General features: G+C 56.6%; 21 protein-coding genes. 14 read left to right on the forward strand and 7 right to left on the reverse strand.

The features are described from left to right. Nucleotides 1-1,074: a sn-glycerol-3-phosphate import ATP-binding protein UgpC gene (locus tag WFO64_RS12885; RefSeq protein WP_337012260.1), complete on the forward strand. Its 1,074-nt coding sequence runs from the start codon at nt 1-3 to the stop codon at nt 1,072-1,074. Next, nucleotides 1,071-1,814, forward strand: a complete 744-nt coding sequence (gene ugpQ, locus WFO64_RS12890) for a glycerophosphodiester phosphodiesterase (RefSeq protein WP_337012262.1) — start codon at nt 1,071-1,073, stop codon at nt 1,812-1,814. The genes WFO64_RS12885 and ugpQ overlap by 4 nt, the downstream gene beginning before the upstream one ends. Here ugpQ and WFO64_RS12895 read toward each other — a convergent pair. Continuing rightward, nucleotides 1,811-2,086, reverse strand: coding sequence for a DUF2756 domain-containing protein (locus WFO64_RS12895; protein ID WP_337012264.1), 276 nt, complete (start codon nt 2,084-2,086; stop codon nt 1,811-1,813). The two genes, ugpQ and WFO64_RS12895, sit on opposite strands and share 4 nt — an antisense overlap. A gap of 205 nt (nt 2,087-2,291) precedes the next feature. Between WFO64_RS12895 and ggt the strand changes: the two genes are divergently transcribed. From ggt to gntU, 5 genes are all read left to right on the forward strand, one after another. Then, nucleotides 2,292-4,043: a gamma-glutamyltransferase gene (ggt, locus tag WFO64_RS12900; RefSeq protein ID WP_337012266.1), complete on the forward strand. Its 1,752-nt coding sequence runs from the start codon at nt 2,292-2,294 to the stop codon at nt 4,041-4,043. A 639-nt stretch (nt 4,044-4,682) separates the two neighbouring features. Continuing rightward, nucleotides 4,683-5,378: a pirin family protein gene (locus tag WFO64_RS12905; RefSeq protein ID WP_337012268.1), complete on the forward strand. Its 696-nt coding sequence runs from the start codon at nt 4,683-4,685 to the stop codon at nt 5,376-5,378. Between the two features lie 102 nt (nt 5,379-5,480). After that, entirely contained in the window at nt 5,481-6,476 is a 996-nt protein-coding gene (gene gntR, locus WFO64_RS12910; RefSeq protein WP_337012270.1) for a gluconate operon transcriptional repressor GntR, read from the forward strand. Between the two features lie 140 nt (nt 6,477-6,616). After that, nucleotides 6,617-7,153: a gluconokinase gene (gene gntK, locus WFO64_RS12915; protein WP_337012272.1), complete on the forward strand. Its 537-nt coding sequence runs from the start codon at nt 6,617-6,619 to the stop codon at nt 7,151-7,153. Nucleotides 7,154-7,155: 2 nt separating this feature from the next. After that, a complete protein-coding gene (gene gntU / locus WFO64_RS12920) occupies nt 7,156-8,496 on the forward strand; it encodes a gluconate transporter (RefSeq protein ID WP_337012274.1) in 1,341 nt (446 codons plus the stop codon). A 13-nt stretch (nt 8,497-8,509) separates the two neighbouring features. Here the strand turns inward: gntU and WFO64_RS12925 are convergent, their stop codons facing one another. From WFO64_RS12925 to WFO64_RS12940, 4 genes are all read right to left on the reverse strand, one after another. Beyond that, nucleotides 8,510-8,839, reverse strand: coding sequence for a DUF805 domain-containing protein (locus WFO64_RS12925; protein WP_337012276.1), 330 nt, complete (start codon nt 8,837-8,839; stop codon nt 8,510-8,512). After that, nucleotides 8,836-9,147 (reverse strand): hypothetical protein, encoded by a 312-nt coding sequence (locus WFO64_RS12930; RefSeq protein WP_337012278.1) that lies wholly within the window; start codon nt 9,145-9,147, stop codon nt 8,836-8,838. The genes WFO64_RS12925 and WFO64_RS12930 overlap by 4 nt, the downstream gene beginning before the upstream one ends. Nucleotides 9,148-9,257: 110 nt before the next feature. Next, nucleotides 9,258-9,839 (reverse strand): hypothetical protein, encoded by a 582-nt coding sequence (locus WFO64_RS12935; RefSeq protein ID WP_222924892.1) that lies wholly within the window; start codon nt 9,837-9,839, stop codon nt 9,258-9,260. A 123-nt stretch (nt 9,840-9,962) separates the two neighbouring features. Further along, complete coding sequence (locus WFO64_RS12940; protein ID WP_003853054.1) at nt 9,963-10,556, reverse strand: YhgN family NAAT transporter; 594 nt, start codon at nt 10,554-10,556, stop codon at nt 9,963-9,965. A gap of 219 nt (nt 10,557-10,775) precedes the next feature. Between WFO64_RS12940 and asd the strand changes: the two genes are divergently transcribed. From asd to WFO64_RS12975, 7 genes are all read left to right on the forward strand, one after another. Continuing rightward, on the forward strand, nt 10,776-11,885 hold the full coding sequence (asd, locus tag WFO64_RS12945) for an aspartate-semialdehyde dehydrogenase (RefSeq protein WP_337012282.1): 1,110 nt from the start codon (nt 10,776-10,778) through the stop codon (nt 11,883-11,885). Between the two features lie 361 nt (nt 11,886-12,246). Further along, complete coding sequence (gene glgB, locus WFO64_RS12950) at nt 12,247-14,430, forward strand: 1,4-alpha-glucan branching enzyme (RefSeq protein WP_337012284.1); 2,184 nt, start codon at nt 12,247-12,249, stop codon at nt 14,428-14,430. Further along, on the forward strand, nt 14,427-16,409 hold the full coding sequence (gene glgX / locus WFO64_RS12955) for a glycogen debranching protein GlgX (RefSeq protein ID WP_337012286.1): 1,983 nt from the start codon (nt 14,427-14,429) through the stop codon (nt 16,407-16,409). Before glgB ends, glgX begins: the two co-directional genes overlap by 4 nt. Before the next feature lie 10 nt (nt 16,410-16,419). Beyond that, entirely contained in the window at nt 16,420-17,712 is a 1,293-nt protein-coding gene (gene glgC / locus WFO64_RS12960; protein ID WP_337012288.1) for a glucose-1-phosphate adenylyltransferase, read from the forward strand. A 63-nt stretch (nt 17,713-17,775) separates the two neighbouring features. Continuing rightward, nucleotides 17,776-19,209 (forward strand): glycogen synthase GlgA, encoded by a 1,434-nt coding sequence (gene glgA, locus WFO64_RS12965; RefSeq protein ID WP_337012290.1) that lies wholly within the window; start codon nt 17,776-17,778, stop codon nt 19,207-19,209. A gap of 19 nt (nt 19,210-19,228) precedes the next feature. Further along, a complete protein-coding gene (glgP, locus tag WFO64_RS12970) occupies nt 19,229-21,676 on the forward strand; it encodes a glycogen phosphorylase (protein WP_337012292.1) in 2,448 nt (815 codons plus the stop codon). A gap of 219 nt (nt 21,677-21,895) precedes the next feature. After that, nucleotides 21,896-22,831, forward strand: coding sequence for a LysR family transcriptional regulator (locus WFO64_RS12975; protein ID WP_337012294.1), 936 nt, complete (start codon nt 21,896-21,898; stop codon nt 22,829-22,831). On the opposite strand, the gene mdcH is transcribed toward WFO64_RS12975, so the two are convergent. After that, nucleotides 22,812-23,714 carry a malonate decarboxylase subunit epsilon gene (mdcH, locus tag WFO64_RS12980; RefSeq protein ID WP_337012296.1) on the reverse strand — a complete coding sequence of 301 codons (903 nt, stop codon included), beginning with the start codon at nt 23,712-23,714 and terminating at the stop codon, nt 22,812-22,814. The two genes, WFO64_RS12975 and mdcH, sit on opposite strands and share 20 nt — an antisense overlap. Next, nucleotides 23,711-24,328 carry a malonate decarboxylase holo-ACP synthase gene (locus WFO64_RS12985; protein WP_337012298.1) on the reverse strand — a complete coding sequence of 206 codons (618 nt, stop codon included), beginning with the start codon at nt 24,326-24,328 and terminating at the stop codon, nt 23,711-23,713. The genes mdcH and WFO64_RS12985 overlap by 4 nt, the downstream gene beginning before the upstream one ends. Between the last annotated feature and the right edge of the window lies 1 nt (nt 24,329).

Here is a 24,329-nt window from a genome sequence, read left to right on the forward strand (position 1 = left end):
ATGGCAGGCGTAACCCTTCAGGCAGTAACCAAATCCTACGATGGCAAAAATCAGATCATCCAGCCACTGAACGTCACCATCAATGAAGGCGAATTTATGGTGATGGTCGGGCCATCCGGCTGCGGTAAATCGACCCTGCTGCGTATGGTGGCCGGACTAGAGCGCGTCAGCTCCGGCGATATCTATATCGACGACCGGCGCGTTACTCAGGAAGAGCCGAAAGATCGCGGCATTGCGATGGTGTTCCAGAACTACGCGCTCTATCCCCACATGTCAGTGGAGGAGAACATGGCCTATGGCCTGAAAATCCGCGGGATGGGCAAAGAGCAGATCCGCCAGCGGGTGCTCGACGCTGCGCGCAGTCTGGAGCTGGATCACCTGCTGATGCGTCGGCCTCGCGAACTGTCTGGCGGACAGCGTCAGCGCGTGGCGATGGGCCGGGCGATCGTGCGTGAACCCGCGGTCTTTCTGTTTGATGAGCCGCTGTCGAATCTTGATGCCCGCTTGCGCGTGCAGATGCGGCTGGAATTGCAGCAGCTGCACCGCCGCTTACAGACTACCAGCCTCTATGTGACGCACGATCAGGTCGAGGCGATGACGCTGGCGCAGCGGGTGATGGTGATGAACAAAGGGGGGGTTGAGCAACTCGGCACGCCGGTCGAGATTTATGAACGTCCCGCCAGCCAGTTTGTCGCCTCGTTTATCGGCGCGCCCGCCATGAATCTGCTGAAAGGGCAATTCAGCAGCGATGGATCACGCTTTGACCTCGACGCCTCGCACGCCCTGCCGCTCAACGACAGCAAAGCGAAATGGGCCAACCAGCCGGTGGTGCTCGGCATCCGGCCCGAACATATTCAGCTCAGCAGCCGCGAGCAAGGCGGCGTACCCTTGCGTGTCGATACGCTGGAGATGCTGGGGGCCGATAATCTGGCGCATGGCCGCATCGGCGACACGCCACTGGTGGTACGCTTAGCCCACAGCGAACGGCCGCAGCCAGGCAGTACGCTGTGGCTGCATCTGCCGTCAGATGCGTTACACTTCTTCGATTCAACCCATGGAAAGCGTCTGGAATGAGCACTCAACACTGGCCCTATCCCCGCATCGTCGCCCATCGCGGCGGCGGTAAACTGGCACCGGAAAACACCCTGGCGGCGATCGATGTCGGCGCGCAATATGGTCATCAGATGATTGAATTTGATGCCAAATTATCTGCGGATGCGCAGATCTTCCTGCTGCATGATGACACACTGGATCGCACCAGCAACGGCTGGGGCGTAGCCGGTCAGCTGCCGTGGGAGAAACTGTCACAGCTTGATGCGGGCAGCTGGTTTGGCAATGCGTTTACCGGTGAAAAGCTGGCGCGGCTGGATCAGGTGGCGGCACGTTGCCGCCAGCATCAGATGATGGCGAATATCGAAATTAAACCGACCACCGGCAGCGACGCCGAAACCGGACGGGCCGTGGCACAGGCTGCCGCGATTCTGTGGCAGGATCAGATCGCACCGTTGCTCTCTTCGTTTTCGTTTGAGGCGCTGGAAGCGGCGATGCAGGTGGAGCCGCAACTGCCGCGTGGCCTGCTATCACACAGCTGGGACGCGCAGTGGCAGGAAAAAACCGCTGCGCTGGCGTGCGTCTCAATTCATCTCAATCATAAGGTGCTGACCGCTGAACGGGTTGCAGAGCTGAAGGCAGCGGGCCTGAAAATTTTGGTCTACACCGTCAATAGCCCTGATCGGGCGCGGGAGTTGCTGAAGTGGGGCGTTGATGCCATCTGTACCGATGCCATCAACATTATCGGCCCCGATTTCAGTTAGTTCTGGTTCTGCTGACCCGGCTGCGTGGTGATCACCCGCTGCTGGGCACTGTTGCGCTGTTCCTGCATCTTACGCTGCATATCCTGCGTCTGACGCTGCTGATCCTGGCGCAGCTTCAGCTGCTGTTGCTGCTGCTGGGTCTGCATCTGCGACTGCATCCGCTGCTGGCTGGGGTTATAGCCCGGCTTGTTCGGATCGTTGGTGCTGTTCAGCGTGTTCGCCTGGCTGGCGAAAGGCAGCAGGGCAGCTAAAACAATCATCCACTTTTTCATCACTCCTCCTTCCTTAACGCGACAGGTTTTGGGTGCACAACGACGCACACCGATATCAGGGTCGCAGCCATAAGTTTACCCGATATCACAGACCTTACGTTCCGATCTATTCCTGATTTGACTTAACCCTGGTTTTTTTGCTGTATTTGTAGGGGGTTGCGTAAATGATAAAAAAATGTAAATAACAATATGGGATGGTAGCAGGATGAAAATGCAGCAAAGAGTGCGTCAGCTTAGCTGGTCGCTGATGATGAGTTTCGCTGTGGTGGCGGGCGCTAACGCTGCGCCAACCCAGGCACCACCGGTCTCCTACGGGGTGGACAGTGACACCTTTCACCCGGTCAAAGCGCAGCACGGCATGGTGGCGTCGGTGGATGCGATAGCAACGCAGGTTGGCGTCGAGATCCTGCGTCAGGGCGGTAATGCGGTGGATGCCGCGGTGGCGGTGGGCTTTGCGCTGGCCGTGACCCATCCGCAGGCGGGCAACCTGGGCGGCGGCGGCTTTATGCTGCTTCGCACCGCCTCTGGCCGCGCCACCGCCATCGATTTTCGTGAAATGGCGCCGGGACACGCGTCGCGCGACATGTTTTTGGATAAGCAGGGCAACGCCGACAGCAAGCTCTCGCTGACATCCCATCTCGCCTCCGGCACGCCGGGCACCGTAGCCGGACTGGCGCTGGCTGCGCAGAAATATGGCACTCTGCCGCTGAGCACCCTGCTGGCACCGGCGATCAAACTGGCGCGTGAGGGTATTCCGGTCAACGACGCGCTGGCGGATGACCTCAAGACCTACGGCAAAGAAGTGCTGATCACCCATCCCAACAGTAAAGCGATCTTCTACAAACCGGACGGTACGCCCTGGCAGAAGGGCGATCGGCTGGTGCAGAAAAACCTCGCGCACAGCCTGCAACTGATTGCCCGTCAGGGGCCGGATGCCTTTTACAAAGGTGAAATTGCGGATGAGATCGCCAGAGAGATGGCGCAGCACGGCGGCCTGATCAACAAAGCTGACCTGGCGGCCTATCGTGCGGTCGAGCGAACGCCTGTCAGCGGCACTTACCGGGGTTATGACGTCTTCTCAATGCCGCCACCGTCATCCGGTGGCATCCACATCGTGCAGATCCTTAATATCCTGGAGAACTTCGATCTGGCGAAGATGGGCTTTGGCAGTGCTGATGCCATGCAGGTGATGGCGGAAGCGGAGAAATATGCCTACGCGGACCGCTCGGAATATCTCGGCGATCCCGATTTCGTGAAGGTGCCGTGGCAGGCGCTGACCAGTAAAGCCTATGCCAAAACCCTGGCGCAGCAGATCGATGTGGCGAAGGCACGACCTTCCAGCGAGATCAAACCGGGCAAGCTCGAACCCTACGAAAGCAATCAGACTACCCATTTCTCGGTGGTGGATAAGCAGGGAAACGCAGTCGCGGTGACTTACACGCTTAACACCTATTTCGGCAGCGGGATTGTGGCGGGCAACAGCGGCATCCTGATGAATAACGAGATGGATGACTTCTCAGCCAAGCCAGGCACACCAAATGTCTATGGGCTGGTAGGCGGGGAAGCGAATGCGGTGCAACCGGCGAAACGTCCGTTGTCATCAATGTCGCCGACCATCGTCGCCAAAGGGGGCAAAACCTGGCTGGTGACCGGCAGTCCTGGCGGCAGCCGCATTATCACCACGGTGCTACAGATGGTGGTTAACACTGTCGATTTTGGGATGAACGTCGCAGAAGCCACCAATGCGCCGCGCTTCCATCATCAATGGCTGCCGGATCAGCTGCGGGTGGAGAAGGGCTTCAGTCCCGATACGCTGCGTCTGCTGGAAACCAAAGGTCAGCATGTGAAGGTACTGCCGTCGATGGGCAGTACGCAGAGCATCATGATCGGGCCAGATGGCATGCTCTATGGCGCTTCCGATCCGCGCAGCATCGATGATTTGAGTGCGGGTTATTGAGATTTTACTGTGTTGTTTGCGCAGGCACGGTTTAACAGTGAACCGTGTCAGACAGAGTCAGCAAGCAGAAAGGGCCCCGGAAGGGTAATGCTAGTCAGTTAAGCGACAGGTGATAACGCAGTCTGGTGCCCGGCCTGCTCTGGCCCGCACTGCGGCTCGCTCGCCCAGAAAAAAAGCTGCCACGTTTGACCGTGACAGCCTTTACAAATCTCATCTTAACTGATCAGCATTACCCCGGAAGGAGCCTTTTTTGCATTCAGAGGCTCAGAGTTCAAATACGCTGTGACGCGATTTAAAACCCGCCACAGCATTAAAACCCTTTAAACATCAAGGTATTCATCGCGTTAATCAGAGCAAAAAGTATGAAAATGACTTTACAGACGCGAATGATAATGATTATTATTGTCATGCGTTCTCGGGAGGTCGCCCGACAGCCTGAGAAAGCACGACATTGCTCACATTGCTTCCAGTATTATTTAGCCAGCCAGGTGCTGGCTTTTTTTTGCCTGCCCTTCTTCAGTGCTTTTCAGCCACTGCTCAATGCTCATTCAACTATTTTGAACAGAGGCGTGAAGTTTTTCAGCTAACAATCAGACTGCCTCAGAGACAAACTATAAAAAACATTGAGGAGATTTGAACATGATCTATGTACGCAAAGCTGAAGAACGCGGTCACGCAAACCATGGCTGGCTGGATAGCTGGCATACCTTCTCTTTCGCCCGCTATCACGACGCGAACTTTATGGGGTTCTCTGCGCTGCGGGTCATCAATGAAGATGTGATCGAGGGCGGTCAGGGGTTTGGCACCCATCCTCATAAAGATATGGAAATCCTGACCTACGTGCTCTCTGGTACGGTTGAGCATCAGGACAGCATGGGCAACCAGGAGCAGATCCCGGCAGGAGAGTTCCAGATCATGAGCGCTGGCACCGGCGTACGTCACTCTGAGTACAACGCCAGCGACAGCGAGCCACTGCACCTTTATCAGATCTGGATCATTCCTGAGCGTACCGGCATTGAGCCACGTTACGATCAGCGCCGCTTCCCGGATGTACAGGGACGTCAGCTGGTGTTAAGCCCGGATGCCCGTGAAGGGTCGCTGAAAGTCTGGCAGGACATGACCTTATCGCGCTGGGTACTGGTTGCCGGTGAGCAGGACAACGTCGCGATTGAGGCGGGACGCCGTATCTGGATTCAGGTCGTCAAAGGGGACGTTACCGTTAACGGCCACGCGGTCACCACCAGCGACGCTCTGGCTATCTGGGACGAAAGCGCGCTGACCATTGAAGCCAGCTCGGCTGCAGAAGTCCTGCTGTTTGATCTGCCACCGGTCTAAGCAGATAACGGGCGCGCATCGTCGCGCCCGGTTAGGAATTTTGTGACAGAAAAGTGATAGACTCATCGTACTTTTGCTTTCAGGGCGATCACAGGCGCTACGATGAAGAAGAAAAGACCGGTATTACAGGACGTTGCCGATCGCGTCGGCATTACTAAAATGACCGTCAGCCGTTACCTGCGTAATCCAGAGCAGGTCTCCGTTGCCCTGCGGGATAAGATTGCGGTGGCACTGGATGAGCTGGGTTATATCCCCAATCGCGCCCCCGATATGCTTTCTAACGCCACCAGCCGCGCCATTGGCGTACTGCTGCCGTCACTCACTAACCAGGTTTTTGCTGACGTATTGCGCGGCATCGAAGCCGTCACCGACGAAGCCAACTATCAGACGCTGGTCGCCCACTTTGGTTACATCCCGCAAAAAGAGGAGCTGCAACTGCGCTCGCTGCTGGGCTGGAACATTGATGGGGTCATCCTCACCGAACGCACCCATACACCAGGCACGTTACGCATGCTGGAAGTGGCTGGCATTCCGGTGATTGAAGTGATGGACAGCGTCACACCCTGCCTGGATATGGCGGTAGGCTTTGATAACGTTGAAGCGGCCCGGCAGATGACACAGACGATTCTCAGCAAAGGCCATCGTCACACTGTCTACCTCGGCGCACGCCTGGATGAACGTACGCTGCAGAAGCAGTGCGGTTACGAAATCGCAATGCGCGAGGCGGGGCTAACGCCACGCAGTGTGATGATGGAAGATGCCTCTTCATTCAGTGCCGGTGGCGATCTGCTGCGTGAGGCGCAACGTCTCTATCCCGAAACGGATAGCCTGTTCTGTACCAATGACGATCTGGCGGTCGGTGCGATGTTTGAGTGTCAGCGCCAGGGATTGCAGGTGCCCTCTCAGATGGCGATAGCCGGTTTCCATGGCCATGACATCAGCCAGGTTGTCACGCCACAGCTGGCGACCGTGCTGACGCCACGTGACCGCATGGGGCGCGAAGCCGCGGCGCTGCTGCTGGCGCGCATTGCCGGTGAGAGCAGCACCTGCCAGCCGCTGGATGTCGGTTTTGAGATCAGTGAAGGTGGCAGCATCTGATTGTGGCATTTTTATGAGTCAGCTCACACTTTCATGCTTTTCCTGGTAAAAAGGTTGCGAGGCTGTTAAACGGCCATGAGAATGAGAAACGACATTGTTATCGGTAACATTGGCAAATTCTCACCTGCCGGAGCAGAAAAATGACAACGCAATCCCCGTCGCATCACGTTTTTATCCTGATGGGCGTTTCAGGCAGCGGAAAGTCTGCCGTCGCCAACCAGGTTTCTCAACAGCTGAATACGGCCTTTCTTGACGGTGATTTTCTCCACCCCCGCGCCAATATCCTGAAGATGGCCGATGGTCATCCGCTGGATGACAACGATCGCCAGCCGTGGTTACAGGCACTGAACGACGCCGCGTTTGCCATGCAGCGCACCCAGGCGATTTCCGTGATTGTCTGTTCAGCTCTGAAGAAAAGTTATCGCGACATCCTGCGTCAGGGAAATGACAACCTGCGTTTCGTCTACCTGAAAGGCGATTTCGACACCATCGAAGCCCGCCTGAAAGCGCGTAAAGGCCACTTCTTCAAGCCGCAGATGCTGGTGACGCAGTTTGCGACGCTGGAAGAGCCAGGGCGAGACGAGCCGGATGTACTGGTGGTGGATATCGCACATTCACTGGACGACGTGGTGGCGGCTACGGTTGCGACTATCCAGGACGCTATCAGCCAGGGTTAGAGATGAATACCGCAACACTCGTTTTGACTGCAGCAGGCTCCGTCCTGCTGCTGCTTTTCCTGGTGATGAAGGCCCGTATGCACGCCTTCGTCGCGCTGATGTTAGTCTCCATCGGTGCCGGGGTGTTCTCCGGCATGCCATTGAACAAGATCGCTGAAACCATGCAGAAGGGGATGGGCGGCACACTCGGTTTCCTGGCCATTGTGGTTGCGCTGGGCGCGATGTTTGGCAAAATCCTGCATGAAACCGGCGCAGTTGATCAGATCGCCATCCGGATGCTGAAAACCTTTGGTCAGAGCCGTGCCCATTACGCCATGGGCATTGCCGGTCTGATCTGCGCGCTGCCGCTCTTCTTTGAGGTCGCAGTGGTGCTGTTGATCAGCATCGCGTTTGCGGTGGCGCGGCGTACTGGTGGCAATCTGGTGAAGCTGGTGATCCCGCTGTTTGCCGGTGTGGCCGCGGCGGCGGCGTTCCTGCTGCCCGGACCGGCCCCGATGTTGCTGGCCTCGCAGATGCACGCAGACTTTGGCTGGATGATCCTGCTGGGTCTTTGTGCGGCCATCCCTGGCATGCTGATTGCCGGGCCGCTGTTTGGCAACTTCATCGGCAACCACGTCACGTTCAGCGCGCCGCCGGAAGATCATCAACCGGATGTCGATGAGAGCAAGCTGCCGTCGTTTGGCTTCAGCCTCTCACTGATTCTGTTCCCGCTGGTGCTGGTGGGCCTGAAAACCATCGGCGCACGCTTCACGACCGAAGGCACCCCCCTGTATGAGTGGCTGGAATTTATCGGTCACCCTTTCACCGCCATCCTGCTGGCGCTGCTGGTGGCGATTTATGGCCTGGCTTACCGTCAGGGTATGGATAAAGAGCGGGTAATGCAGGTGTGCGGCAGTGCGCTGCAACCGGCCGGGATTATCCTGCTGGTGATTGGCGCAGGCGGCGTGTTTAAGCAGGTACTGGTGGACTCCGGCGTCGGGCCGGTGCTGGGCAATGCGCTGACCGGCGCAGGACTGCCGATTGCGCTGGCCTGCTTTATCCTGTCGGGTGCGGTGCGGGTGATTCAGGGATCGGCAACGGTCGCCTGTCTGACCACGGTCGGATTGATCATGCCGGTGATTGAACCGCTGCACTACAGCGGTGCTCAGCTGGCGGCGCTGTCGATCTGCATCGGCGGTGGCTCAATCATTATCAGCCATGTGAACGATGCCGGTTTCTGGCTGTTTGGTCGCTTCACCGGGGCCAGCGAAGCCGAAACGCTGAAGACGTGGACGCTGATGGAAACCATTCTCGGCACTACCGGGGCTATCGTAGGTATGATTGCTTTCGAACTGCTTTCCTGACCAATCTGACGGGCTATCTGCCCGTCAGGTTTTTTTCCCGCGAGCCGGGGAAGAGTAAAAAAGGGAACAGCAGATAAGGCGCCACCGCCAAAAGGACAATGACGCCGCGTGAATAGCCAGAGTCATTTATTCTTCTCACCCCGCAGGAAAAAACAGGCAAAATAAACAGCAGCAGCGCGGTTAAGCCTATTTCATGTTGTGGCCCGGTAAACCATTGCAGATAACTGCAGAACCAGACCAGCTGAAACAGCAGGAAAATAGAATAGCTCGCCCTTCCTTCACGCCCCTCATAGTCAAACGTGCGCAGCAGACAGCTTTTGATAATCTGCAGCAGCCTGTTCATGCCCATTTTCTTCTTATCAGAGCAAAAACAACCAGCGTGATGGCGGCGGCAAGTAAATAAATCCAGGCAAAATCAGTGACGTCAACTTGCATCAGCCGCACGTCATTCAACGTCGCTTTCCGGCCCGAGACGGATAATACGGTCAGTCCAGCTAAACAGAGTATATTTGCCAGAAAGAATAGTGCCTGAAAGGCTGTTTCTTTAGCCGCGGACAGGAAGGCAATTTTTCTGAAACCCCACCAGGCTACCAGATAAACCAGCAGCCAGAGCAACGCGCAGAGTAGCGGGGCAACCAGATAACTGCGCATATCTGTGATCACCCCTGAATAGCCGCTGTTGGCATACTGCAGGACTTCCTGAAGGGAGAAGTAACCTGTTATCAGATAGAGCGCGCCGAAAAAAAAGGATAATAACAACCTCATTGCATTTCCCTCCGGGTTTTCAGACGCTGCATCAGCTGCGGCAGCTCTTTTCCGGGGTCTACCATCACTAGCTGTTTACTTTTTGCATCGTATTTCGCGGCGGCGGTCGGGTCACCTTTACCGCCCTCCGCCATCACAAAGCGTGCATCTGAACGGCCATAAAGGCCGACATGCGGGAAGGGATCGCTGCCAAAGGCCAGCACGTTTCGGCCAGGCAGGGTATATTCTCTGGTCAAAAAATCCGGGATTTTTTTTGAATCGACGCCTGAGAAAGGCGTAGTGACAAAGCGGGAACCTGCATAATCGAGGGAAAAGCACGTACTGTTATCGGCTGCATTTTTCTGCACCAAATCCGCGCCAAACAGAATTTTTAAACGCTGCCAGACCGTCGCGCTGTCGGGTTCGATCTTTTTGCCTTCCAGATAAACATCTTGTTTATGATAAAGTTGGTAAACCATTTTGTGAATCTGCATCATGGAGGCGCCAACACCGTGCCAGTTCGGTGCATCCCTGCTGTAAAGCCGCTCAACGATAATAAAGACGCCTGTCCCGGCATAATTTTCGATACTGCCCGCCATAGAAATCTCCTTTTTTACAACATTATATTAATATTATTGTTCATTTCAATGCCGTAACTATGTGATAAACAGGCTGAACTGATGCGGCTGCCTGCCTCTCAGTGTAAAACGACAAAGGCGCGCTTATAACTTCAGATAAGCCCGAATGCCGTCCAGGAACATCTGGGTGGCCAGCATAATCAGTATTAATCCCATCAGCCGCTCCAGCGCATTCACGCCTTTGTCGCCCAGCAGACGCAGGAACAGACCTGACATCAGCAGAATACCCACCGTCACGCCCCAGGCGATCAGCAGCGCGCCGACCAGGTGCGACATCTGATGCGGATATTGATGCGACAGCAGCATCAGCGTCGCAAGCAGCGACGGCCCGGCCACCAGTGGGATCGCCAGCGGCACCAGGAAGGGCTCTTCACCCGCCGGTAAGCCCGAGCTGCTGCTTTCAGCCGACGGAAAAATCATCTTGATGGCGATAAGAAACAGGATGATCCCGCCGGAAATCGACACTGTCTCGGTGCGCAGATTTAAAAACGCCAGGATGCGTTCGCCGGTAAACAGGAACAGCAGCATGATAATCAGCGCGATCAGCATTTCACGGATCAGCACCACTCGCCGCCGTTTCGGCTCCAGATGCTTTAAAACCGACATAAAAATCGGCAGATTGCCCAGCGGATCCATAATTAACAACAATAATATTGTCGCCGAAATCATTTCAGTCATCGGTTTTACACCATGTTGTTCGCGAAAAAGCGGAGTTATTAGTTACGCTGCTGAAAAAGTTAGCGTAATCGAATTAATTCACTTGCTACCCGGCCTGCATTTTGTAGAGTGAGTGGAAACGGGTAAACCTTATTATTACGCAGAGCGGCGTGAAAATAGCACGCCGCTCTCTCCTCTGAAATGAAAAGCAGGTGTAAAACTGCCTGAGACGGACACGACATGAAGAATGTAGGTTTTGTTGGTTGGCGCGGTATGGTCGGCTCAGTGCTGATGTCCCGCATGAGTGAAGAGCGTGATTTTGATGCAATCAATCCGGTCTTCTTCTCGACGTCGCAGCATGGTCAGGCGTCACCCGCCTTCGCGGGCAAACAGCAGGGCACACTGCAGGATGCGTTTGATATCGAGGCGCTGCGCGCGCTGGATATCATTATTACCTGCCAGGGCGGCGACTACACCAGTGACGTCTATCCAAAGCTGCGCGCCAGCGGCTGGCAGGGATACTGGATTGATGCGGCCTCCACGCTGCGCATGAAAGACGATGCCATTATCATCCTCGATCCGGTCAACCATGCGGTGATTCGCGAGGGCATTGACCGTGGGATCAAAACCTTTGTCGGCGGTAACTGTACCGTCAGCCTGATGCTGATGTCGCTGGGCGGCCTGTTTGCTCAGGATCTGGTGGAGTGGGCCTCGGTGGCTACCTATCAGGCCGCCTCGGGCGGCGGCGCGCGCCACATGCGTGAACTGCTGACCCAGATGGGCATGCTGCACGATCACGTTGCGCCTGCGCTGCAGAACCCGGCCTCTGCCATCCTTGACATCGAACGTAGCGTGACCGACTTCACCCGTTCCGGTACCCTGCCGACCGATAACTTCGGCGTGCCGCTGGCGGGCAGTCTCATTCCATGGATCGACAAACAGCTGGAAAACGGTCAGAGCCGTGAAGAGTGGAAAGGTCAGGCTGAGACCAACAAGATCCTCGCCACCTCCAACGTCATTCCGGTCGATGGATTATGCGTGCGCGTCGGTGCGCTGCGCTGCCACAGCCAGGCGTTTACGCTGAAGCTGAAACGTGACCTGCCGCTGGCTGAAATCGAGCAGCTGCTGGCCTCCCACAATGAATGGGTCAAAGTGGTGCCGAATGACCGTGAGCTGACGATGCGTGAACTGACGCCCGCCGCTGTCACCGGCACGCTGACCACGCCGGTTGGCCGGTTACGCAAGCTTAATATGGGGCCGGAATATCTCTCCGCGTTTACGGTTGGCGATCAGCTGTTGTGGGGCGCAGCCGAACCGTTGCGTCGCATGCTGCGGTTGTTAACCCGCTAAACAGAAAACATCACCAAAGGCCGGATTTATCCGGCCTTTTTTGTCTTTGCAGTAGGCGAAATAGCCTGCCGTTTCGCTTACTCAGTGATCAGCTTCCCTTTTTTGCCGGTCGGTAAATAATTTTTTGCGTAACATCATGGCAACTGCCGTGACCAAGCTATGATTTAACCATGATGTGCCACAGGTAACTCTTTTGCTTTCCAGACTAAATGGTTGTGGTACACGGCAAAAATAATTTTCCCACGGAATGGCCTGACTCCTTTTGTCGTCGTACGTATGGCTCAATGAAGAGCAGCGCAAGTGAAGCGCGACAGGCTATGTTGCGTTCATTTCGGCTGCCAATTATCACAGGAAGAAAGTCATGTCAGAGCTTCCCGATCGCGAGGCGATCAATGCCCTGTTTGCGGGTAATTATGCCGACCCTTTTTCGTTACTAGGGATGCACCGAACTCAGCAAGGCCTTGAAGTCAGGGCATTGCTCCCCGAAGCGCTTGAGGTGTGGGTGATTGAAACTTCCACCGGGCGCAAACTGGCTCAGTTGGTGTGTGAAGATGCACGCGGCTTCTTTAGTGGCGTCATTCCACGCCGTAAAAACCCGTTCCGCTACCAGCTGGCGGTAAACTGGCATGGCCAGCAAAACCTGGTGGATGATGCCTATCGCTTTGGCCCGCTGCTGCAGGAGATGGATCTGTGGCTGCTGGCAGAAGGCACGCACCTGCGCCCTTACGAGACGCTGGGCGCACATGGTGACGTCATTGATGGCGTCTTTGGCACCCGCTTCTGCGTCTGGGCGCCCAACGCCCGTCGCGTGTCTGTTGTCGGCGATTTCAATTTCTGGGATGGCCGCCGTCATCCGATGCGTCTGCGTCAGGAGCTGGGTATCTGGGAGCTGTTTGTACCGGGCGCGGTCAACGGCCAGCTCTACAAGTATGAAATCATCGACGCCAATGGCGAACTGCGCATCAAAGCGGACCCGTACGCCTTTGAAGCACAGATGCGTCCACAAACCGCGTCGATGATTTGTGGTCTGCCAGAGCCGATTGAGATGAAAGAGGAGCGCAAAGCTGCCAACGCCTTTGACGCGCCAATCTCTATCTATGAAGTCCACCTCGGTTCCTGGCGTCGCCATACCGACAACAATTTCTGGCTGAGTTACAAAGAGCTGGCTGAACAGTTGGTCCCTTACGTCAAGGCGATGGGTTTTACCCATATTGAACTGCTGCCGATCAACGAACATCCGTTTGATGGCAGCTGGGGCTATCAGCCGCTGGGCATGTATGCGCCAACCCGCCGTTTTGGTACCCGTGACGAGTTCCGCGCCTTCATTGACGCCGCCCATGAAGCGGGCCTCAACGTGCTGCTCGACTGGGTGCCGGGTCATTTCCCCAGTGATGATTTCGGTCTGGCACGCTTCGACGGCACTCAGCTCTATGAGCACAGCGACCCGCGTGAGGGCTTCCACCAGGACTGGAACACGCTAATCTACAACTTTGGTCGCCGGGAAGTGAGCAACTACCTGTCGGGCAATGCGCTTTACTGGACGGAGCGTTTTGGTATTGATGGCCTGCGCGTGGATGCGGTGGCGTCGATGATCTACCGCGACTACAGCCGCAACGAAGGGGAGTGGGTGCCGAATCAGTATGGTGGCCGTGAGAACCTCGAAGCGATTGAGTTCCTGCGTTATACCAATCGCACGCTCGGCACCGTGGCATCCGGCTCGGTAACCATGGCCGAGGAGTCTACGGACTATCCTGGCGTGACGCGTCCTACCGAAGGCGGCGGGCTGGGCTTCTGGTTCAAATGGAATCTGGGCTGGATGCACGACACGCTCGACTACATGCAGGTCGATCCCATCTACCGCAAGCACCATCACAACCTGATGAGCTTCGGCATAATGTACAACTACACCGAAAACTTTGTACTGCCGCTGTCGCATGACGAAGTGGTGCACGGTAAGCGCTCGATTCTCGACCGTATGCCGGGAGACGCCTGGCAGAAGTTCGCCAACCTGCGCGCCTATTACGGCTGGATGTGGGGGTTCCCTGGCAAGAAACTGCTGTTTATGGGCAACGAATTTGCGCAGGGCCGTGAGTGGAACCACGACGTCAGCCTCGACTGGCATCTGCTGGAAGGGGACGACAACTGGCACCACGGCGTCCAGCGTCTGGTGCGCGATCTCAACCACACCTATCAGTACTACACGCCGCTGCATCAGCTCGACTTCGATCCGGCAGGATTTGAGTGGCTGGTTGTAGACGATGCGGAGCACTCCGTTTTCGCCTTTGTGCGTCGCGACCGTGAAGGCAACGAAGTGATTGTGGTCAGTAACTTTACCCCGGTGCCGCGTCCTGGCTATCGCTTTGGCGTTAACCAGTCTGGCTACTGGCGTGAGGTACTGAACACCGATCAGCACGACTATCACGGCAGCGATGTGCGCAATCATCGGGTGCATACCGATGAGCAGCACAGCCACGGACGACCCCAGTCGCTGAGTCTCAATCTGCCGCCGCTGGCAACGATATGGCTGGTGCGGGAGGCTGAATGACCATCACTGCCGGAGATCCCGAACCGCTGGGTGCCAGTTACGATGGCAAAGGCGTTAATTTCACCCTGTTCTCACAGCATGGCAGGCGCGTAGAGCTGTGTCTGTTTGATGAACAGGGCGCAGAACAGCGTCTCGATCTACCTGGTCGCAGCGGGGATATCTGGCATGGTTATGTTCCGGCGTTAAAACCGGGACAGCGTTATGGCTACCGGGTGCATGGCCCCTGGGCGCCGCAGCAGGGACATCGCTTTAATCCAGCGAAGCTGCTGGTTGACCCCTGCGCCCGCGCAGTTGAGGGCGATGTACCGGATGACCCGCATTTTCATGGCGGCGAGGCGCAGCCCGACGCCCATGATAATGCGGCGATTGCGCCGAAGTCTCTGGTGGTCGCGGAGGATTTTGACTGGCAGGGGGATGTTGCGCCTCGTATCCCGTGGGGCAACACGGTGATTTATGAAGCTCACGTGCGCGGCCTGACGCAGCAACATCCGGAAATTCCGGAAACTCTGCGCGGGACTTACGCGGCGCTGGGTCATCCTGTTATGGTGGATTACCTGCGTCATCTGGGGATTACCACCCTTGAGCTGCTGCCGGTGGCCCATTTCGCCAGCGAACCGCGGCTGCTTCAGCTCGGTCTGAGCAACTACTGGGGCTATAACCCCTTTGCGCTCTGGGCGGTTGATCCTCGTTACGCCTCTGGTCAGTCGGGCGTGACGCCGTTGCAGGAGTTTCAGCAGGCGGTCAAAAACCTGCACGCGGCGGGTATCGAAGTGTTGCTGGATGTGGTGTTCAACCACACCGCCGAACTGGATGAGATTGGCCCGACGATCTCAATGCGCGGCATTGATAACGCCAGCTACTACTGGCTCGATGAGCAGGGCGATTATCAGAACTGGACCGGCTGCGGCAACACGCTGAACATTCACCATCCGCAGGTGATGACGTGGGCATTAGAGGCGCTGCGCTACTGGGTGCGGGTCTGCCACGTCGACGGCTTCCGTTTTGACCTCGCACCGGTGCTGGGCCGCACGCCGGATTACCGGCGTGATGCGCCATTTTTTGAGGCGATACGCGCCTGTCCGCTGCTCTCTCAGGTCAAACTGATTGCTGAACCCTGGGATATCGGGCCTGACGGCTATCAGGTTGGCCGTTTTCCGCCGCCGTTTGCCGAATGGAACGATAAGTTCCGCGACACCGCGCGTCGCTACTGGTTGCACGGCGCATTAAGCACCGGTGAGTTTGCCCGGCGCTTTGCCGCCTCAAGCGATCTTTACCAGCATGATGACCGGCCGCCACACGCCACGGTTAATCTGATCACCGCCCATGACGGCTTTACGCTGTGGGATGTGGTGAGCTTCGAACGTAAACACAATGAAGCGAACGGGGAAGATAACCGTGATGGTCACGGCGACAACTACAGCCACAACCACGGCAAAGAGGGGCTGAACGTCAGCGTTGACGTGATTGAACGGCGCCGCCGCAGCGTGCGGGCACTGCTGACCACGCTGCTGCTGTCACAGGGCACGCCGATGCTGCTGGCAGGCGATGAGCGTGGCCACACGCAGCGCGGCAATAACAACGCCTACTGTCAGAATAACGCCCTGAGCTGGCTTGACTGGCAGGCGGATGAGAAGGGATTAGCCGGGTTCACCGCAGCATTGATCGCTCTGCGCCAGCGCATTCCGGCGCTGACCGCAGATCGCTGGTGGCAGGACGGTGACGGCAATGTGCAGTGGCTTAATGCCGGTGGCCAGCCACTGCAACACGATGAATGGGCGCAGGGGATGCACAGATTGCAGATCCTGCTGTCCGGCCGCTGGTTAATAACAATAAACGCCACGGATACGGTGAATGACATCGTGTTACCAGACGGAGAATGGCGTGCCCTTCCTCCTTTCGCCGGGGACGACAACCCCATCCTGCTCACTGTCTGGCATGGTCCCGCACACGGTGTGTGTGTGTTCCAAAAGCAATCATAAGGAGTCAGACATGGTCAAGTTAGATAGAACAGAACACCTCATGCTGGCCCGCCAGCTCCCTACACAGACGGTTGCTCTGATCCTTGCCGGCGGACGCGGCACGCGTCTGGTCGATTTAACAGCCAAACGTGCCAAACCGGCGGTGCATTTCGGCGGCAAGTTCCGCATTATCGACTTTGCCCTCTCCAACTGCGTTAACTCCGGTATCCGACGGATTGGCGTAATTACCCAGTATCAGTCCCATACCCTGACTCAGCATATCCAGCGTGGCTGGTCGATCTTCAATGAAGAGATGAATGAGTTTGTCGATTTGCTGCCAGCGCAGCAGCGCTTTTCGACCGAACAGTGGTATCGCGGTACGGCCGATGCCGTGACGCAAAACCTTGATGTGATTCGCCGCTATCAGGCGCAGTACATCGTGATCCTTGCCGGGGACCACATTTATAAGATGGATTATTCACGCATGCTGCTGGATCACGTGGTCAATGAGGCGAAATGTACCATCGCCTGTTTACCGGTGCCGGTGCATGAAGCTACCGCGTTTGGCGTGATGGCGGTGAACGAAGAGAACCGGGTGATCGACTTCGTTGAGAAACCTGCGAAACCGCCCACCATGCCGGGCGATGACACGCAGGCGCTCGCCAGCATGGGGATCTACGTTTTCAACGCGGACTATCTCTATACGCTGCTGGAAGAAGACCTGCAGACGCCTGGCTCTAATCATGACTTCGGCAAAGATATCCTGCCGAAAATCGTGGCAAGCGGCGAAGGCTATGCACACTCCTTTGCGCTCTCCTGCGTGCAGAACGACGACAACGCGCCGCCTTACTGGCGCGACGTCGGGACGCTGGAAGCATACTGGCGCGCCAATCTCGACCTGGCATCAGTGATGCCTGAACTTGATATGTATGACGTCACCTGGCCGATCCGTACCCACATGGAGCCGTTGCCGCCAGCCAAATTTGTTCAGGATCGATCCGGCAGTCACGGAATGACCATGAACTCGCTGGTGTCGGGCGGCTGCATTATCTCCGGTTCGGTGGTGGTCAATTCGGTGCTGTTTCCACGGGTACGCGTTAACTCTTTTTGCAATATTGATTCAACCGTACTGCTGCCTGATGTGGTTGTGGGCCGATCGTGTCGTCTGCGTCGCTGCGTGATTGATCGCGCCTGCGAGTTACCGGAGGGCATGGTGATTGGCGAAAACCCCGATGAAGACAGTCGCCGGTTTCACCGTTCGGATGAAGGGATCGTACTGGTAACCCGCGCCATGCTGGCCAGACTGGCCAAAGCGGGGCTGTAAGCGATAAGCGGAACTTACGCAATCGGCACGCGGAGCGTGCCGGATAACTTAATGAGGTCGAGGATGCAGGTTTTACATGTCTGTTCAGAACTTTTCCCGCTGCTGAAAACGGGCGGGCTGGCTGATGTAGTCGGGGCATTACCTCAGGCGCAAATTGCGGGCGGCACGGATACGCGAGTGCTGTTACCTGCGTTTCCCGCATTGCGCAAAGGCATACCTGATCTCCAGGTCGTGACAGAGCGAGAGACATTTGCCGGTCATGTGCGTCTGTTATTTGGTGAATTTAATGGGGTGGGCATCTATCTGATTGATGCTCCCGGCCTCTACGATCGTCCCGGCAGTCCCTATCATGACGAGTCGCAGTTTGCGTATGTCGACAACTATCTGCGCTTTGCGCTGCTGGGCTGGGTCGGCTGTGAACTGGCGTGCGGTATGGATTCCATGTGGCGTCCCGATATCGTCCACGCCCATGACTGGCACGCTGGCCTGACCTGCGCCTATCTGGAAGCGCGTGGCCGTCCGGCCAAATCGGTGTTTACCGTGCATAACCTTGCGTATCAGGGGTTGTTCTCGGCGCACCACATGGAAGAGATTGGCCTGCCGTGGTCGTTCTTCAACATGCATGGGCTGGAGTTTTTCGGTCAGATTTCCTTCCTGAAAGCGGGACTCTTTTACGCCGACCATGTGACGGCGGTCAGTCCGACTTATGCGCATGAAATTACCTCTGCCGAGTTTGGTTACGGCATGGAAACCCTGCTGGCGCAGCGGATGCTGGAAGGCCGTCTCAGCGGGATTCTCAACGGTGTTGATCCCTCTATCTGGGACCCGGCGCACGATCTGTTGCTCAGTGCGCGCTACAACCGCGACACGCTGGAAGCGAAAGCGGAGAACAAACGTCAGCTGCAGGTGGCGATGGGCCTGAAGGTTGATGATAAAGCGCCAGTGTTCTGCGTGATCAGCCGTCTGACTAAACAGAAAGGGCTGGACCTGGTGCTGGAGGCACTGCCCGGTTTACTGGCGCAGGGCGGACAGCTGGTGCTGCTGGGACAGGGCGATGCCGAACTGCAACAAGGATTCCTGGCGGCGGCGGCGGAGCATCCGGGTAGCGTGGGTGTGCAGATTGGCTATCACGAAGCGTTCTCACATCGCATTGTCGGTGGCGCGGACGTGATTGTGGTGCCGAGTCGCTTTGAGCCCTGTGGTCTGACACAACTTTATGGACTGAAGTATGGTACGTTGCCGTTAGTGCGCCGCACGGGTGGGCTGGCCGATACTGTCAATGACAGCTCACTGGAGAACCTGGCCGATGGCATCGCCAGTGGATTCAGTTTTGAAGATGCCAACGCCTGGTCACTGTTACGGGCAATCCGGCGCGCGTTTGTGTTGTGGTCCCGTCCTTCGCTATGGCGTTACGTTCAGCGCCAGGCGATGGCGATGGACTTTAGCTGGCAGGTGGCCGCACAAGCCTACCGTGATCTCTACCAACGTTTGATGTAACGGACGGGGAAAACTGGATATGAATGCACCTTTCACTTACGCCTCACCAACGTTGACGGTTGATGCCTTAAAGCATTCGATTGCCTACAAACTGATGTTTACCATCGGCAAAGATCCCTCTATCGCCAATAAGCATGAGTGGCTCAACGCCTCGCTGCTGGCGGTGCGCGACCGGATGGTGGAGCGCTGGCTGCGTTCCAGCCGTGCCCAGCTCTCTCAGGATGTCCGCCAGGTCTATTACCTGTCGATGGAATTCCTGATGGGACGTACGCTGGGCAATGCGCTATTGGCGATGGGGATTTATGACGATCTCAATCAGGCGCTGGATGAGATGGGTCTGGATCTGGCCGAGCTGATGGAAGAGGAGAACGATCCGGGGCTGGGCAACGGTGGCCTGGGTCGCCTGGCGGCCTGTTTCCTCGATTCACTGGCAACGCTGGGCATGCCGGGCCGCGGCTACGGCATCCGGTATGATTACGGCATGTTCAAACAGAACATTGTGGAAGGTGAGCAGAAAGAGTCGCCGGATTACTGGCTTGAGTATGGCAATCCGTGGGAATTCCAGCGTTTCAATACCCGTTATAAAGTGCGTTTTGGCGGTCGCGTTCAGCATGAAGGCGCGAAAGTACGCTGGCTGGAGACCGAAGAGATCCTGGCGATGGCCTATGACCAGATCATTCCGGGCTTCGACACCGATGCCACCAACACTTTACGGCTGTGGGGCGCGCAGGCCAGCAACGAAATCAACCTCGGTAAGTTTAACCAGGGTGACTACTTCGCGGCGGTGGAAGATAAAAACCACTCTGAAAACGTATCGCGCGTGCTCTATCCCGATGACTCAACCTACTCGGGCCGTGAACTGCGTCTGCGTCAGGAATATTTCCTGGTCTCCGCGACCGTGCAGGACATTCTTAATCGCCACTGGCGGATGCACCAGACCTGGGACAACCTGGCGGATAAAATCGCTATTCACCTGAATGATACCCATCCGGTGCTGGCGATCCCCGAATTGATGCGCCTGCTGATTGACGAACATAAATTCAGCTGGGATAGCGCCTTTGATGTCTGCTGTCAGGTCTTCTCCTACACCAACCATACGCTGATGACCGAAGCACTGGAGACCTGGCCGGTGGATATGATCGGCAAGATCCTGCCGCGCCACCTCAGCATCATTTTTGAGATTAACGACTTCTTCCTCAAGACCATTCAGGATCACTATCCTGAGGATCAGGAGCTGCTGTCACGCATTTCGATCATTGACGAGAACGATGGTCGTCGGATACGTATGGGTTGGCTGGCAGTGGTAGTCAGCCACAAAGTGAATGGCGTCTCTGAGTTGCACTCCAATTTAATGGTACAGTCGCTGTTTGCCGATTTCTCCCGTCTGTTCCCTGGCCGTTTCTGCAACAAAACCAACGGTGTTACCCCGCGTCGCTGGCTCGCGCTGGCGAACCCGGCGCTGTCAGAAGTGCTGGATGAAGAAATCGGCCGCAACTGGCGTACCGATCTCAGTCAGCTGGGTGAGCTGAAGGCGCAGATCGACTATCCGGCATTTATCGAAAAAGTGGCGAGCGCTAAGCATCAGAACAAGCGTCGGCTGGCTGACTGGGTGGCCAAGAATCTGGACGTGGTGCTCGACCCGAATGCGCTGTTTGATGTGCAGATCAAGCGTATTCACGAGTACAAACGCCAGTTGCTCAACGTGCTGCATGTGATCACGCGATACAACCGTATCAAGGCCGATCCGCAGGCGGATTGGGTACCTCGCGTCAATATCTTTGCCGGTAAAGCGGCGTCGGCCTATTACGTCGCCAAGCACATTATTCATCTGATCAACGATGTCGCAAATGTGATCAACAACGATCCTCAGGTAAAGAACAAACTGAAGGTGGTCTTCATCCCGAACTATAGCGTGAGCCTGGCGCAAATCATTATCCCGGCAGCCGATCTCTCTGAACAGATTTCTACCGCAGGAACGGAAGCGTCCGGCACCAGTAATATGAAGTTTGCGCTGAATGGCGCGCTGACCATCGGCACGCTGGATGGCGCTAACGTTGAAATGCTGGATCACGTCGGTGAAGAGAACATCTTTATTTTCGGTAATACCACGCCGCAGGTCGAAGCCCTGCGCAAAGGCGGCTATAACCCGCGTGACTATTACGAAGGGGATGAAGAGCTGCATCAGGTGCTGACCCAGATTGCTTCTGGCGTATTCAGTCCACAGGACCCGGGTCGCTACCGCAATCTGTTCGATTCACTGGTCAACTTCGGCGATCATTACCAGTTACTGGCGGATTATCGCAGTTATGTGGATACCCAGGATAAGGTGGATGCGCTCTATCGTAAACCGGATGAGTGGCAGCGTCGCGCGGCTAAAAACATCGCCGGAATGGGTTACTTCTCGTCGGACCGTACTATTCAGGAGTACGCCGATGAGATCTGGAACATTTCACCGATAAGGTTGTAAGGCGCATGCAATAACCTCTTTTTACGTTGCGGTCGACGGATCGGCCGCACGCTTCTGTTCTCTCTTTCTCACCGCCCATCCCGCACGTCTGTCTGAAGATTCAGCCTCTTATCGCTCCTGCGCCCGTGAGTGCCTCTTGTGCGAGCCAGATCATTACACCCTGGCTGAGAATCGCTACTATGCGGGAAAGCAAAATGACCTTACAGGCAACCGCAGCCAATGAGTGACAACATCAACCAGGAAATTACCTTCCGTAAACTCAGCGTCTTCATGATGTTTATGACCAAAGGGAATATCGCCCGCACGGCGGAAGCGCTGGAACTGAGCAGCGTCAGCGTGCATCGTGCGCTGCACACGCTGGAAGAGGGCATCGACTGCCCGCTGTTTATCCACAAGGGCCGCAACCTGGTGCCGTTGCCAGCCGCCTGGACACTGCTGGACTATTGTCGCGACGTGACCACCCTGATGGGCAAAGGCATTGAAGAGGCGCGCAAGGTGGCGGGTATCGGCGGAGGTCGCCTGCGGCTTGGCACGCTCTACTCGCTGACGCTTGAAACCATTCCCCGGCTGATCATGGGCATGAAGCTGCGTCGGCCCACGCTGGAGCTCGATCTGACCATGGGTTCCAATCAGATGCTGCTGAATATGCTGGAAGATGATGCGCTGGATGCCATTTTGATCGCCACCGATGACGGCCAACTCAACGACGCGCATTTTGATGTCGTTCCGCTGTTTGAAGACAGGATCTTTTTGGCCGCACCGGCCGGGGAAATGCGGAACGAAACCGGTCCGGTGGATCTGCGTGATTTTGCTGACCGTAATTATGTCTCACTGGCTGAGGGGTTTGCCACCTATGCGGGTTCACAGGAGGCGTTTCAGATAGCCGGATTTGAACCGCGAATGGTCACCCAGGTGAATGACATCTTCTCAATGATAAGCCTGGTGCAGGCGGGCGTTGGCCTGGCGCTGATTCCGGGACGGATGAAAAAAGTGTATGAAAACAATATTCAGTTGCTGACGCTCGCTGAGCCTTACCAGATGCGTCAGCAGATCTCGATTGTCTACTCACATCGCCGCGAACGTGATAATGACCTGCTGGCGCTGGCGGCAGAAGGGCGGATGTATGCCCGCAGCCTTACTGACTCAGCCGTTTAGCCAGATGCCGCGCAACCTCGACGCTGTTGCGCTCCAGACAAATCGCTTCGCCCTGCCAGTTCGCCTGAAGCGTCAGGCCAGTCAGCACATTGCCTGGCGGCATCTCAATCGCCAGTCGCGCATCGCGCTGATTGGCTGAAACAATGGCATCATTCCACTGCACTGTGCGCGCCATATTAAAGGCAAGATCGTCGGCAATCTTTTCTGGCTCCCAGATCACCCGTCCGGTTGAGCCGCTGAGGTAAGTGCAATGCGGGCGAGAGAGGCTGACGGCTGCAAATGCACCCGCCAGTTCTGCGGCGGGCTTATCCAGCAGCGCACAGTGCGAGGGCACGCTTACCGCGAGTTTGATCGCTTTGCTGGCACCGGCATTCAGCGCTTTCTGCGCGACCAGGGCCATGTCCTCGTCACGACCGGCAATCACGATCTGCGTTTCCGCGTTCAGGTTGGCGATGTAGGTATTGCTGCCGTCCAGCAGTTTCTCCAGACGACTCAGCGTTAAGCCGGTAATCGCAGTCAGGCCATATCCCTGCGGATAAGCCTGCTCCATCAGGTCACCACGCAACGCAACCAGCCGCAGGGCGTCGCTGAAATCGAGCGCACCGGAAATTACCGCAGCAGGAAAGGCGCCAATTGAAAGGCCGCTGACGATGTCCGGTTTCACTCCGCATCGGATCAGTTCGCGCGCCCAGGCGACACCAGTAATCAGCAGACTGAGCTGCACGGCCCTGGTGTGTCGCAGCGCATCGGCACTGTCGAGCCGGTCGGTCTCGTCGCCCAGCACCGCGCGCACACGGGTTAACACTGCATCACCGTCGGGCATATGCTGCAGCATCCCGGCACGCTGGGTGCCCTGGCCGGGGAAGGTAAAGAGTATTTTCATGGATTCTCCCTGCTCCAGGGTGAAGCGGTCAGTATGGGGCCGGTGTCAGTTTTTAACAGCACGCGTCCCTCGCGCAGCCACTCGTTGAGGGCAAACGCGCCAGACGGCGTTTCTATCTGGGTATCCACCCGGCAGCCCAGCGTATCAGTCTGCTTCTGCCATTGTTGCAGCGCGTCGCGTGCCAGCGGCTGCGGGGCGCGGATCACTAAATCAAGATCGCTGGCGGCGTGCAGCGTGGGTTGTTGCGTCGCCAGTGCATAGCCGGTGCTGCCGGTAATGCCCCAGCACCACGTCCAGGCGGTATCATTAAGCGCAATTGCCGCGCTGACCGGCGCATAAGCGCTAAAGGGTGAATCCAGCAGCCGTGTACGTTCTGCCAGCATCTCTGGCGTCACCACCCGCATAATCTCAGCGGGATCGATCCATCCGGCAGCGCGTTGCTCACGTCGCTCACCGCGCACGCCAATTGGGATCAACCCGGATTCACGATGATCGCGCCGCACTACCACCGGCAGATCGGGATGCCAGAACTGCCTGACCCAGCTTGCTTTGATCCTGGTTAAAGCGCTGCTGTTACGCAGCCAGAGCAGATCGTGGGGGCCAGGCGTGGTCATA

The sequence above is a fragment of the Pantoea sp. AS142 genome, assembly GCF_037152305.1.
Taxonomy (GTDB): Bacteria; Pseudomonadota; Gammaproteobacteria; order Enterobacterales; family Enterobacteriaceae; genus Pantoea.

Bases quoted from the DNA above. Each gene is read 5' to 3' on its own strand.
- WFO64_RS12885 (WP_337012260.1), top strand. From the start codon at position 1: ATGGCAGGCGTAACCCTTCAGGCAGTAACCAAATCCTACGATGGCAAA.
- ugpQ (WP_337012262.1), top strand. From the start codon at position 1,071: ATGAGCACTCAACACTGGCCCTATCCCCGCATCGTCGCCCATCGCGGC.
- WFO64_RS12895 (WP_337012264.1), bottom strand. From the start codon at position 2,086: ATGAAAAAGTGGATGATTGTTTTAGCTGCCCTGCTGCCTTTCGCCAGC.
- ggt (WP_337012266.1), top strand. From the start codon at position 2,292: ATGAAAATGCAGCAAAGAGTGCGTCAGCTTAGCTGGTCGCTGATGATG.
- WFO64_RS12905 (WP_337012268.1), top strand. From the start codon at position 4,683: ATGATCTATGTACGCAAAGCTGAAGAACGCGGTCACGCAAACCATGGC.
- gntR (WP_337012270.1), top strand. From the start codon at position 5,481: ATGAAGAAGAAAAGACCGGTATTACAGGACGTTGCCGATCGCGTCGGC.
- gntK (WP_337012272.1), top strand. From the start codon at position 6,617: ATGACAACGCAATCCCCGTCGCATCACGTTTTTATCCTGATGGGCGTT.
- gntU (WP_337012274.1), top strand. From the start codon at position 7,156: ATGAATACCGCAACACTCGTTTTGACTGCAGCAGGCTCCGTCCTGCTG.
- WFO64_RS12925 (WP_337012276.1), bottom strand. From the start codon at position 8,839: ATGAACAGGCTGCTGCAGATTATCAAAAGCTGTCTGCTGCGCACGTTT.
- WFO64_RS12930 (WP_337012278.1), bottom strand. From the start codon at position 9,147: ATGCGCAGTTATCTGGTTGCCCCGCTACTCTGCGCGTTGCTCTGGCTG.
- WFO64_RS12935 (WP_222924892.1), bottom strand. From the start codon at position 9,839: ATGGCGGGCAGTATCGAAAATTATGCCGGGACAGGCGTCTTTATTATC.
- WFO64_RS12940 (WP_003853054.1), bottom strand. From the start codon at position 10,556: ATGACTGAAATGATTTCGGCGACAATATTATTGTTGTTAATTATGGAT.
- asd (WP_337012282.1), top strand. From the start codon at position 10,776: ATGAAGAATGTAGGTTTTGTTGGTTGGCGCGGTATGGTCGGCTCAGTG.
- glgB (WP_337012284.1), top strand. From the start codon at position 12,247: ATGTCAGAGCTTCCCGATCGCGAGGCGATCAATGCCCTGTTTGCGGGT.
- glgX (WP_337012286.1), top strand. From the start codon at position 14,427: ATGACCATCACTGCCGGAGATCCCGAACCGCTGGGTGCCAGTTACGAT.
- glgC (WP_337012288.1), top strand. From the start codon at position 16,420: ATGGTCAAGTTAGATAGAACAGAACACCTCATGCTGGCCCGCCAGCTC.
- glgA (WP_337012290.1), top strand. From the start codon at position 17,776: ATGCAGGTTTTACATGTCTGTTCAGAACTTTTCCCGCTGCTGAAAACG.
- glgP (WP_337012292.1), top strand. From the start codon at position 19,229: ATGAATGCACCTTTCACTTACGCCTCACCAACGTTGACGGTTGATGCC.
- WFO64_RS12975 (WP_337012294.1), top strand. From the start codon at position 21,896: ATGAGTGACAACATCAACCAGGAAATTACCTTCCGTAAACTCAGCGTC.
- mdcH (WP_337012296.1), bottom strand. From the start codon at position 23,714: ATGAAAATACTCTTTACCTTCCCCGGCCAGGGCACCCAGCGTGCCGGG.
- WFO64_RS12985 (WP_337012298.1), bottom strand. From the start codon at position 24,328: ATGACCACGCCTGGCCCCCACGATCTGCTCTGGCTGCGTAACAGCAGC.